The organism is Shewanella sp. 10N.7, from assembly GCF_020806285.1.
Taxonomy (GTDB): Bacteria; Pseudomonadota; Gammaproteobacteria; order Enterobacterales; family Shewanellaceae; genus Shewanella; species Shewanella electrodiphila.
In genome coordinates, this window is record NZ_JAJGZS010000026.1 from 66,910 (window position 1) to 79,144 (window position 12,235).

A 12,235-nucleotide genomic window follows, 5' to 3' on the forward strand; every position below is an offset into this window, starting at 1 on the left:
ATGACACCTTAGTTTGATTGTCAAAGTATTTTGATAACTTACCTTGACTATCAAACTAAATCAATGTCGCAAGGCCATTTTTGAGCGAGAGTGACATAGTGACGTTAGATCACAACTATCTTATTTACCGTAATTGCGACTCTTGCAAAAGATACTGACAATCTTTACACTGCCGCTGTCTTTGGGGAGTAACTTGCCGCTCACATTACTGAGTCGGTTTGTTCGTCAACATAATTGATGCAAAATCATCATGGCGTTCAAGATTTCATTCCTAGCTCAATGATGGTTAATTGTCGTTGACTGAAAAATTTAGTGAGACCATAGACAATGATCACAACCCGAGGTGGGGAGTGAGCGTTGTCTTAGGTTAAACATAATCCCCACCTCTATAAGAGACCTTTTTGAGCGTTTTAGCCATATCCATAACGACCGTTGCTCTAGCAGAAATCGGAGATAAAACTCAGCTTTTATCGCTACTGCTTGCGAGTCGATACCGAAAACCAATCCCTATTATTGCTGCTATTTTTTTAGCGACCATAGCCAACCATGCATTAGCGGCTTACCTTGGTGTTGTGATCGCAGACTACTTAACCCCACAAGTATTAACTTGGGTGGTTAGCATCAGTTTTCTTGCTATGGCCGCTTGGGTGCTTATTCCTGACAAGCTCGATGATGACGAAAAAATTTCCAATCGTGGCCCCTTTGTCGCCAGCTTTATTGCATTCTTTATTGCTGAAATCGGTGATAAAACCCAAATCGCGACATCGATTTTAGGGGCGCAATATGCCGATGCATTATTGATGGTGATATTAGGGACGACGATCGGCATGCTGATTGCCAATGTTCCTGTGGTGCTCATCGGTAAGTTGTCGGCTGAAAAGTTACCTTTGACAGCGATAAGAAGAGTGACAGCGGGATTATTTTTATTGCTAGCGGTTGGAACAATACTTGTCTAGCACAGCTTGTTTAGTGCAGCTTGTTCACTAATAGCTGTTCACTGATGTTCGTTTAGTGCAGCTTGTTCACTAATAGCTGTTCACTGATGTTCGTTTAGTACAGCTTGTTTAGTTCTGCTTGTTCACTAATGCTTGCTTAGTTGTATAGGTATACCAAGGTGGTTTACCTCTACGCGCCCGATGTTAAAAAGCTGGCGATTAAAGCTTGATAAAGTGAAGCTGTGGTCGCCAGTAAAATGTGGCTACCACAGCTTTTAAAGTCCTTTTAACTTCAAATCACTATTTATTTCTAATTGCTACCGTTTTGTCACCTGAAAGCTTATACCGCTTCAGCTACTTGAGGTTGAGCTAACTCAGCTTTAACCGCACACACTTTAAACTCTGGGATTTTAGCCACAGGGTCAATCGCATTAATGGTGAGCTTGTTCGCTGCGGCTTCAGCAAAGTGGAACGGCAAAAATAGCACCCCAGCTTGAGCACGCTTAGTCACGAACGCTGCAATTTCCAACTCGCCACGTCGAGTCGACAGTTTTAACATATCGCCATTACTGACGCCCAATTGTTCAGCATCAAATACCGACATCATCACTCTTGGCGTACCTAATATATCTAACCCTTGGGTTTTACGACTCAAAGTGCCTGTGTGGAACTGCTCCAATAAGCGCCCAGTAGATAACACTAATGGGTATTCATCACAGGTGGTTTCTGCAGGACTGCGGTGGGTGACTGCCGTAAACAAGCCTTTACCTTTAATAGGCGCAGTTTGATGTAATACTCTGGTGCCAGGGTGTTGCTGATTGGCACACGGCCACTGAATACCTTTGCTTGGTTTGCCTTGGTCATCATTATTGAGTCTGTCCCATGTGATCCCTTGATACTGCGGGGTCACTTGGTTTATCTCGTCAGTGATGGCTTGCTCGTTAGCGTAATCCCAATTAGCGCCCATTTTATTGGCAATAGCATGGATGATTTTCCAATCTTGCTTGGCAAGACCTGGTGGAGTTAATACAGGTTGTAAGCGTTGTACTCGGCGCTCAGTATTAGTGAAGTGGCCTAGTTTTTCAGCAAATGATGCTGCTGGTAAAACAATATCCGCTAACTGGGCAGTTTCGGTTAAGAAAATATCTTGCACCACTAAGAATGGGATTTTCTCTAAGGCTTCGAGTACGTGTGCTTGGTCGGGATCGCTAAGTACAGGGTTTTCACCCATCACATATAACGCATCCACTTGATCGTGACTGATTGCATGCATCACCTCGGTAGCCGTTAAGCCGACATTAGACGAAAGAGTCGTGTTCCAGTGTTGTTCAAATTTAGCTTGTACCGCTGGGTTATCCACTTTTTGATAGCCAGTGTAATATTGTGGCAACGCCCCCATATCACAAGCGCCTTGCACATTGCTTTGACCCCGAAGTGGGTTAATACCAGCACCCGCTTTACCAATATTGCCACAGAGCATTTGCAAGTTAGCAATGGCAGTAACATTGTCATGGCCTGAAGTATGCTGGGTTATCCCCATGGCATAGTAAATAGCAGTTTTCTCTGCCGTACCGATTAATTTGGCCATTTTGGCAATGTTATCAGCGCTGATACCACAGACTTTGGCTGCAGTTTCTAAGGTATATTCAGGGCGCATCACAGTATCGATAACAGCCTCAAAACCTTCTGTGTGCTGTGCAATATATGCTTTGTCATGCCAGTCATTGCGAATGATCTCAGCCATAATCGCGTTGATTAAGGCCACATCACTGCCAGGCTTTTGCGCCACATAAAGCTGTGCTTCATCGGCAATCGACACGCGTTTAGGATCGGCCACCATTAAACGTGCACCGTGATGGCGGATCGCTTGTTTGATCTTCGAGGCAATAATCGGGTGAGCATTACAGGTGTCTGAACCCAAAATAAAGATTAAATCAGATTCTTTGATCCCAGGAATATCGCCTGTCATCGCGCCGCTACCTAGACTTTGCTGCAGCGCCGATACTGTGCTGGCGTGACATAAACGCGCACAATGATCGACGTTGTTAGTCCCTAATATGCTACGAACAAACTTTTGCAGTAAGTAATTATCTTCATTAGTGGCTTTTGCAGAGGCTAAGGTGGCAATGGCATCGCCGCCTTTGTTGGCTTTTACTTGGGTTAACTTATCTGCAATCGTGTCGATGGCTTCATCCCAACTGCAAGGGATTAACTCACCATTTTTACGCATAAGTGGCGTGGTTAAGCGTTGCTCGCTTTGAATAAAGTCATAGCCAAAACGACCTTTAACACACAGCATCCCCTCATTCACATCTGAATCATTGCTGCCTTCAACATGGCAAATTTTGCCTGTTGTTGGCGACACACTGACATTAATGCGACAACCCACACCGCAATAAGTACAAATGGTTGAAGTGGTGTTTAACTCTTCAGTTGAGCCTTGGCGTTTATCGCGGGCATCAACTAATGCGCCTGTGGGACAAACTTGCACGCAGTTACCACATTGAACACAATCACTGTCGGCCATGGTGACGTTAAAGCCAACTCTTGGCGCTTGGCGTTCAGTATCGTGACTGTTTGGTAAAGCTTGGAAGCTGTCTTGTTCAAACTTTATCGCATTATGACCGCTCTGCTGACCACAGATATCAACACACTTGCCGCAGCTAATACAGCGGTTGGCATCAAACTGAATAAACGGACTGGTTTTATCTACTGAAAATTGCTGCATCTTGCTGGTGTCGAGTGCTTTAGCATCAACATGATATTCAGTGGCATAGTCACGCAGCTTACAATCGGTATTGGCCTGACAAGCACACTCAAGACAACGAGCCGCTTCTTTCATCGCCTCAGTGTGCTCAAAGCCTTGTTCAACTTCATTGAAGTTAAGTTGGCGTTCGATGGCAGTGAGTTCAGCCATTTTATAGCGCGGTTCTGCTTGCGTATTTGGGTATAATTCAGCGCTTAAAGAATTGGTTTTTGCGGCTTTAGTCGCATTAAACTGCTGTGGAGTTAATTCACAACTTAAACCTTGGTGCAGCAACTTATCAATAGCAATCGCGGCCTTACGGCCATCACCAATTGCAGCAACAGCCGTTGCTGGGCCAGTGCGTGAGTCACCAATAACAAATAATTTTTCAACCCCCGCAGACATGGTGTGCTCACAACCAATAAAGGTATTCCAGCGGCTTAAAGCGATTTCGCCACTGGTTAGATAGCTGTCAGGGTGTTCTAAAAAGCTCATGTCTGGTGTTTGCGACACAGCTGCGATAACAGTATCAAACGCTTCAATAAAGGTTTCGCCACTGGCTTTTGGCGAGCGACGTCCTGAGCTGTCTGGCTCGCCTAATACCATTGTTGCAAGCTCTATCGCGTTAACTTGACCATTTTCATCGCTGATGTTTTTAACTGGGTTGGTCAAAAAGTGAAATTTAACCCCTTCAACTTCAGCTTCATGTACTTCATAGGGCTCTGCAGGCATAGCATCGCGAGTACGGCGATAGATTAAGGTGACATCATGGCCTGCTCGCACTGCGGTGCGCGCGCAATCAATCGCGGTATTTCCGCCACCAATTACGGCAACTTTTTTACCCACGGCATAACTTTTGTCAGTGCAGTAATCACGTAAATAATCAACGCCTAAATAACAGCCTTTGAGATCGCTACCAGGGTAATTCATCGGTACCGCTTTTTGCGCGCCAATAGCTAAACAAACCGCATCAAAATCGTCGGTGAGTTGCTTTAAATGAACATCTTCGCCGAGGCGAGTATTGGTTTGAATGTTAAGGCCATTATCAGTCAGTAAGGCAATTTCTTTATCGAGTATAGCTTTCGGTAAACGATACTCAGGAATGCCGTAACGTAGCCAGCCGCCAGCCTGGGGCATAGACTCAATAATACTGACGTTATGGCCTTGGTTTGCTAAAAAGTAACCCGCACTTAAGCCCGCTGGACCACTACCGATAATGGCTACTTTTTTGCCTGTATCGGGTTTGCGCTCAATTTGGTAGCTGTGTTCATCAGCTAAATCTAAGTCAGCTGCATGGCGCTTTAATTGGCGAATCGCCACGGGCTCATCGACTAATCCACGGCGACATTCAGCTTCACAAAAAGCAGGGCACACACGGCCAATAGATAACGGCAGTGGCAAGGTTTGTTTAATTATTTTTACCGCTTCGGTGTGATTACCTTGAGCGATATGAAATAGATAACTTTGAATATCAACGCCGGCAGGACAGGCTTGCTGACAGGGCGCTTCACAGTCAGCAAAATGATCAGACAAAATATGGGTTAACGCATTGCGTCGTAGCTCGCTTAATTCAGCCGTTTGGGTAGTGACTTGCATGTTGTCGGCAACGAGGGTGTTACAGGCTTTTACTTTACGACAGCTACCGTCATTATTTTTAATGTCGACCACACAAAGATCGCAATCTTGTTTATCAGGATTAGGGGCTGAACTTGCTTGGCTTGGGTCGCATAAGCTAGGAATGATAATGCCAGCATCATGTGCAGCTTGGAGAAGATTCCTGTCACGATTAACCGACAAAGATTTGCCGTCTATTTTGAGTGTAATCATCTTGTAGGCCTTGTTTAATTTATCATTGGCTTTATTAGCCTTTTATTAGTACTACAAAATATACTGATTTAGTTCTGAACAGAATGAACCGAGATGGATGGAGTTTATTTTTGTAATTGGCTTCACATTCAAGTTTGTTATGTGCGCTAAAGCGATTAATAGAAATATCGTCGCTGACTTTGATCTCATTTTTGCCAAAACTTATAACTACAACGAATTATGAAGCGCTTTTAATCTTAAGTGGGCAGGTATAAATAGCAGATGAATTATCGGCTGAAATTATTTAAAGCGGTATGGGGATATTCTTATTAGAGGTTCATAAATAAGGCATTTCTAATCTGTATCACGTTCGAGATATATTTGTGATCAATTTATCTTTATTGTTGAATTTTTGTAACTTAATTCAGTATGACATATATACTTCAAAGGTTATCACTTTTAAAGGTAAGTTATATGTTGCGGTTATCTCTTCGAAATAAGCTTCTTGCGCTTTCTCTTATTCCATTAATTGTTATTCTCACCGTTGTGTTAGTGCTGTTTTATATTAGCGAACAGCAGTCTCTTAATAATGACATTAAAGATTTTCGACATGAGTTAGTGTTAGAACGCAAAAATCAGCTCAAAGAAGCTGTTGAAATAGCTCAAGGCGTTGTTGAGTACCAAATTAATTTAGGCCCACAAGGTAATGTGAATCAAGCTTTGAGAGATTTGCGCTTTGGTAGTGCGGGTTACTTTTTTATCTATGATGATGCAGGGGTCAATATTTTTCACCCGATGCAGCCACAGCTAGAAGGGCAGAATAAAATTGATATGGCCGACCCCAATGGCACTAAAATCATTGTTGGTTTGCTTAATGCTGCTAAATCGGGTGAAGGTAATTTTTCCTACTATTATCAAAAGCCAAATACCCAAGGGTTAACTGAAAAACTCGGTTATGCAGTAATGATCCCGAATACCAATTGGATGTTAGGTTCGGGCGCTTATATTGATGATATTGAAGGTGTGATAGAAAAATTTCAGGTCTTACAACAAGAAGAGATGAACAAGAGTGTGATGTTTTTTTTGTTGATTACCTCAATATTAGGCGTGATAACCGCATCAGCCCTGGTGGTGATTGCACATCGAATGGTGCAACCGATCCAAAATATGGCTAACTCACTGAATGACATTGCCAGCGGTGACGGGGATTTAACTCAACGTTTAGCGATCAATGGCCATGACGAAATTGCGCAGCTAGGCATCGCATTTAATTTGTTTGTCGAAAAACTCCAAGCGATTATTACTGAAGTATCCGGCGCCACTGATGAAGTCAAAGGTGCGGCTAAAACTATTAACGATCAAACTGTGACGATTTCAAATCAGTTGTATAGCCATAACAGCGAAGTCGATCAAATCGTTACAGCGATTACTGAAATGTCAGCTACGGCAAATGACGTGGCGCAAAACACCAACAGTGTGGCTGAGGCAACAGATGTCGCATCTGACTTTGTCCTTAAAGCACAAGATTGTGTCGATATTTCATTAAATGAAGTCTCGCTGTTAATGAAGCAAATAGATGGCGCTGCAGAGAATATTAGTTCGCTGAGTGAGCAGTCTAAAAAAATTAATTCAGTGCTGACAGTTATTGGCGGCATTGCTGAGCAAACCAATTTACTGGCATTAAATGCAGCCATTGAAGCTGCAAGGGCAGGCGAGCAAGGTCGCGGCTTTGCAGTAGTTGCTGATGAGGTGCGTAGCTTAGCTAGTCGAACCCAAGCCAGTACCGTTGAGATTAATGAAATGCTATCTGAACTGCATAAGTTAGTCGGCCAAGCGGTTGACGCGATGGAGCAAAGCCAGAAAAGTGGTATACGTTCGGTGGATTCATCGAAAGCGATATCTGAAAGTTTAGGTGCTGTGACCTCATCGGTGACCAGTATTAACGACATGAGTACTCAGATTGCTACGGCCGCAACAGAGCAAAGCTCAGTGACTGAAGAAATTAATCGTAATATCACCTCGGTACAAGAGATCGTCAATGAGTTGCTATCATCGAGTCAGCAAGCAGCTGAGGTGAGTACTTCTGTGGCAAGTTCTGGTGATTATTTATCGACGTTAGTAAGTCAATTTAAGGTCTAAAAAAGGCTTAATGACAAGGTTATTATTAGGGCTAACTTAAACGTTAATTTAATCCCGCTCCATTAAGACGACTCACAATGTTGAGTCGTCTTTTTTTATGTCAGTAAATATCTACTATTGAGCGACTTTTAGAAGGTGATAAGCGTAAAGGCTAGGTTTCTTGTGAACCGATACTTACACAGTTGCTTATACCTCTACTTATACCTGTCCTTATACTCGTATCTAAACCGATAGTTAGCACAGACCAATAAAGTGATAAAAAGTCACTAAAACGAGGGTGCTTGCCCCTAGGTTTAGCGCTTGCTATAGGTTAGAATACTCGGTTTGCAGCAATCTAAATTTCCATTAAAGTAGAAATAATCATGTTTGAAGTAAACCCAGTTAAATTCAAAATCAAGGAACTCGCTGACCGCACCGAACTTCTTCGGGGGTATCTTTGACTACGCTGCTAAGCAAGAGCGTTTAGAAGAAGTCACAAGAGAGCTTGAAAGTGCCGAAGTATGGAACGATCCAGATAACGCCCAAGCCTTAGGTAAAGAACGTTCATCATTAGAAGCCGTTGTTAAAACGATTGATGATATGGACAGTGGTCTTGAAGATATTGAAGGACTGGTTGAGCTTGCCGTTGAAGAAGACGATGAAGAAACCTTTAATGATGCCAGCACTGAATTAGAAGATCTTGAGAAGCGTTTAGAGGAACTTGAGTTCCGTCGTATGTTCTCAGGCCCTCATGATGCAGCAAACTGTTATTTAGATATCCAATCAGGTTCTGGCGGCACCGAAGCGCAGGACTGGGCTAACATGATCCTACGTATGTATTTACGTTGGGGTGAAGCCCATGATTACAAACCTGAACTAATGGAAGTTACCGATGGTGATGTTGCCGGTATTAAAGGCGCAACCATCAAGTTTAATGGCGAATATGCTTTTGGTTCACTGCGCACAGAAACCGGTGTTCACCGTTTAGTGCGTAAGTCACCATTTGACTCGTCAGGTAAGCGTCATACTTCATTTTGCTCAGTGTTTGTGTATCCAGAAATTGATGACTCAATCGAGATTGATATCAATCCATCGGATTTACGTGTCGATACCTACCGCGCATCGGGTGCGGGTGGACAGCACGTCAACAAAACCGAATCTGCAATTCGTATTACCCATTTACCGACGAACACCGTCGTGCAGTGTCAAAATGACCGTTCGCAACATAAGAACCGTGACGCTGCAATGAAACAATTAAAAGCTAAACTGTTTGAGCTAGAAATGCTCAAACAAAATGCTGATAAGCAAGCCGCGGAAGATGCCAAATCAGATATTGGTTGGGGCAGCCAAATCCGCTCATACGTACTTGATGATGCCCGTATTAAAGATTTACGTACTGGTGTTGAAAACCGAAATACCCAAAGCGTCTTAGATGGCGACTTGGACAAGTTTATTGAAGCTAGCCTTAAATCTGGCCTTTAACGAGAGAAGAAGATGACTGAACAAACTCAAGACGAAAACAAGTTAATTGCAGAGCGCCGCGCGAAGTTAGATCACATCCGCGAAAACTGCCCAGCAAATGGTCACCCAAATAACTTCGATCGAAAACACAAGGCTGCCGATATTCAAGCTGAATACGGTCATCACACTAAAGAAGAACTCGAAGGCATGGACGTTCAGCGTTCAATCGCTGGTCGTGTTATGGCTAAACGTGGCCCGTTCTTAGTTATCCAAGACGTATCTGGTCGCATTCAAGCATATGCGGGTAAAGATGTTCAAAAAGATTTAAAAGCGACTTTCCAAGGTTTAGATATCGGTGACATCATTGGTGTTACAGGTAAGCTTCACCTTTCTGGTAAAGGCGACTTATACGTGAACATGGAGCAGTACCAATTGCTCACTAAAGCATTGCGTCCGCTACCAGAAAAATTCCACGGCCTAACAGACCAAGAAACTCGTTATCGTCAGCGTTATGTTGACTTAATCGTTAACGAAGAGTCACGTGAAGCCTTCATCATGCGTTCAAAAGTGGTTTCGGCTATCCGTAACTTCATGGTGAAAAAAGAGTTCATGGAAGTTGAAACCCCAATGATGCACAGCATCCCAGGTGGCGCTTCAGCTCGTCCATTCGAAACGCATCACAATGCGCTAGATATCGCAATGTACTTACGTATTGCACCAGAGCTTTACCTTAAGCGCTTAGTTGTTGGTGGTTTTGAGCGAGTATTTGAAATCAACCGTAACTTCCGTAACGAAGGTTTATCGCCACGTCATAACCCAGAATTCACTATGATGGAATTCTATATGGCGTACGCTGACTTCAACGATCTAATGGATCTAACTGAAGAAATGCTAAGCTCAATCGCCACTGAACTTTGTGGTTCACCACAACTTCCATACGGCGAGCACACCGTTGACTTTGGTGGCCCGTACGCGCGTTTAAGCATGTTAGATGCGATTAAGAAGTACAACCCAGACAACGAAACGATTCAGTCTATGACTTACGAAGAAGTTAAAGACGTTGAGTTCATGCGTAACCTTGCGAAAAGCATTGGCATGACTATCGAAAAATTCTGGACTTGTGGTCAATTACTTGAAGAAATCTTTGGTGAAACCGCTGAGACACAGTTAATGCAACCTACGTTCATTACCGGTTACCCAGCTGATATTTCACCACTTGCACGTCGTAACGACGACAACCACTTCATCACCGACCGTTTTGAGTTCTTCATTGGCGGCCGTGAAGTTGCAAATGGTTTCTCTGAGCTTAACGATGCAGAAGATCAAGACAACCGCTTTAAAGCGCAAGTTGATGCAAAAGATGCTGGTGATGACGAAGCGATGTTCTACGATGCAGACTATATCACTGCACTAGAGCACGGTTTACCACCAACAGCAGGTCAAGGTATTGGTATCGATCGTTTAGTGATGTTATTCACTAACACGCACACCATCCGTGACGTGATCTTGTTCCCAGCGATGCGCCCACAAGGGTAATTGTTGGTTAAGCCGTTGGCTTAACAATCACGATTAAAAAAACCAGCCTACTTGAAAAAGTGGCTGGTTTTTTTGTGGGTAGAGTAGTGAACATCAAATTTATTTCACGCGTTTGGGTAAAGGGTATTTAAGCTTAACGCTCTCAGTTGTTACTTCTCTTTCACCAGCCCTTGGGTCAAAGAAATACCAAATATTAAATTTTCTTTCTGTTCCCCAAGTATCATGTTTTAAATCTTTCCAACCTAAATACGAAGCAATATTGGTTGCTACAGCTAATTTTGCTGGAGATGAGGCTTTACCTTGAAAAGCGCTCATCACTGCACCAAGCAAGAAGTCAGCAATTTGAATATGTTCCGATTCTTTAGAGTCTTTAGTTACTACGGTTTTAATTAATGCAGAGCCACCGAATTCTTTCTTTAACATGCTGTTCGCTATTTTATGGAAAGCTTCATCTGCTTTTTTATATCTAGATGGTAGTGGATCAACTTCTACTCTAAATTCGCACTCTCGATTAGGATGGGCTTTTTTAACGGCAATAATTTTAGTAGATATCAGTTTTGTGAAGTGTTTACGCATAGCTAAGTCGTAATCGCCATCATGAAAGCTCTTATCAACCATTCCCTTTCGTATTACTATGCAATGGAATGCAAGCCATGAATTTTTGAAGAACATTTCTATTAGATCAGCGTAAAAGTCCGCATAATTTTTTTTATGTGCTTTTTGCCATTTTATTTCATTATGATAATTATGTTTTTCTCTAAGCTCTCTGATCATTCTGGTGAAATCACCGCGTCTTTGGTATTTCATCCAAAGTGAACCAAATCCATAATAAACTTGCCCATCGATTCCTGATTCATCACAGGCTACATGCCATATAAGTTTTCCTGCACTCATCTAAAGGCTCCTTGCCTGAATATGGGATTTACAGTATTAAAAATAAGAAAATTTAGGGTATTATCGCTATCTTAATTTTCAATTAATTTATTAACTTACATGATAATTGTAGCGTGTGCATCAAGATCTAATTCTGTATTTAAAATTATTCAAATTTAAGCAATCTAAAGTAGCCAAAGTCGTGGGTTTTCCACCCACACCCGAGCAAGAAGGGGATCAACAGCAATCCCCCTCTTGCATCTCCCTGTGCCGCTCCGGCGAAGTGTTGATCTTCATGCTAAATGAGCGAATTTGCTATCGCCTCAGATTCGCCATCCATGGCTCAACTGAGGCTATGTCGGCGTCCTGCCTCCATCACGCAAATTAGCTCAACGCATTCGGACACTTCCAACGGAGGTTCTTGAGCCTGCAGGTTCATTTGTTGTTACAGGGCTCATTCTGTAAAGGTTTAAAACTGCTTTTGATCTTATTTGAATGTTCAATTTAAATAGAGGTCGTCGAGAAAATAGCGTGAGCCTGACATGGATGTCAGGTTAGCTTTCGGGGGCCATGGATGGCCCATCGGAAGCGTTAGCATTTTCGACAAAGACCGAGGCAGGCTACAAATGACGTCAAAAGCTGGATCAGACTCCGTTGGAAATTTTGCTGTATAAATTTCGCCGGTATTGTGGCTTAATGAATCTATACACCGATATGGGGTAAACTCCCCTTAAGATAAATTGGTGTAAAAATGATGACA

6 protein-coding genes are annotated in these 12,235 nt (G+C 42.9%); 4 read left to right on the forward strand and 2 right to left on the reverse strand.

Going from position 1 to position 12,235, the window contains the following annotated elements; all coding sequences use genetic code 11:
* Nucleotides 1–401: 401 nt before the first annotated feature.
* Nucleotides 402–956, forward strand: coding sequence for a TMEM165/GDT1 family protein (locus LMH66_RS16090; RefSeq protein ID WP_229371217.1), 555 nt, complete (start codon nt 402–404; stop codon nt 954–956).
* A 319-nt stretch (nt 957–1,275) separates the two neighbouring features.
* Here LMH66_RS16090 and fdhF read toward each other — a convergent pair whose 3' ends face one another.
* Nucleotides 1,276–5,508 carry a formate dehydrogenase subunit alpha gene (gene fdhF, locus LMH66_RS16095; protein ID WP_229371219.1) on the reverse strand — a complete coding sequence of 1,411 codons (4,233 nt, stop codon included), beginning with the start codon at nt 5,506–5,508 and terminating at the stop codon, nt 1,276–1,278.
* Between the two features lie 453 nt (nt 5,509–5,961).
* On the opposite strand from fdhF, the gene LMH66_RS16100 reads away from it, so the two are divergent.
* The 3 genes from LMH66_RS16100 to lysS all read left to right on the forward strand — a co-directional run bounded on the left by LMH66_RS16100 (nt 5,962) and on the right by lysS (nt 10,602).
* Complete coding sequence (locus LMH66_RS16100) at nt 5,962–7,626, forward strand: methyl-accepting chemotaxis protein (RefSeq protein WP_102529256.1); 1,665 nt, start codon at nt 5,962–5,964, stop codon at nt 7,624–7,626.
* A gap of 362 nt (nt 7,627–7,988) precedes the next feature.
* Nucleotides 7,989–9,087 (forward strand): peptide chain release factor 2 gene (gene prfB / locus LMH66_RS16105; RefSeq protein ID WP_198589602.1). Its coding sequence is split into 2 segments (ribosomal slippage): nt 7,989–8,063 and nt 8,065–9,087, totalling 1,098 coding nucleotides; the frame shifts between segments, so codons are not numbered across the junction.
* Between the two features lie 12 nt (nt 9,088–9,099).
* Nucleotides 9,100–10,602: a lysine--tRNA ligase gene (gene lysS / locus LMH66_RS16110; RefSeq protein ID WP_229371221.1), complete on the forward strand. Its 1,503-nt coding sequence runs from the start codon at nt 9,100–9,102 to the stop codon at nt 10,600–10,602.
* A gap of 99 nt (nt 10,603–10,701) precedes the next feature.
* Here lysS and LMH66_RS16115 read toward each other — a convergent pair whose 3' ends face one another.
* Nucleotides 10,702–11,496 (reverse strand): DUF3800 domain-containing protein, encoded by a 795-nt coding sequence (locus LMH66_RS16115; RefSeq protein ID WP_229371224.1) that lies wholly within the window; start codon nt 11,494–11,496, stop codon nt 10,702–10,704.
* Nucleotides 11,497–12,235: the final 739 nt, after the last annotated feature.

What these genes read in the sequence shown, in the direction of transcription:
- LMH66_RS16100 (WP_102529256.1), top strand. Translation starts at nt 5,962, where the DNA reads ATGTTGCGGTTATCTCTTCGAAATAAGCTTCTTGCGCTTTCTCTTATT.
- fdhF (WP_229371219.1), bottom strand. Translation starts at nt 5,508, where the DNA reads ATGATTACACTCAAAATAGACGGCAAATCTTTGTCGGTTAATCGTGAC.
- lysS (WP_229371221.1), top strand. Translation starts at nt 9,100, where the DNA reads ATGACTGAACAAACTCAAGACGAAAACAAGTTAATTGCAGAGCGCCGC.
- LMH66_RS16115 (WP_229371224.1), bottom strand. Translation starts at nt 11,496, where the DNA reads ATGAGTGCAGGAAAACTTATATGGCATGTAGCCTGTGATGAATCAGGA.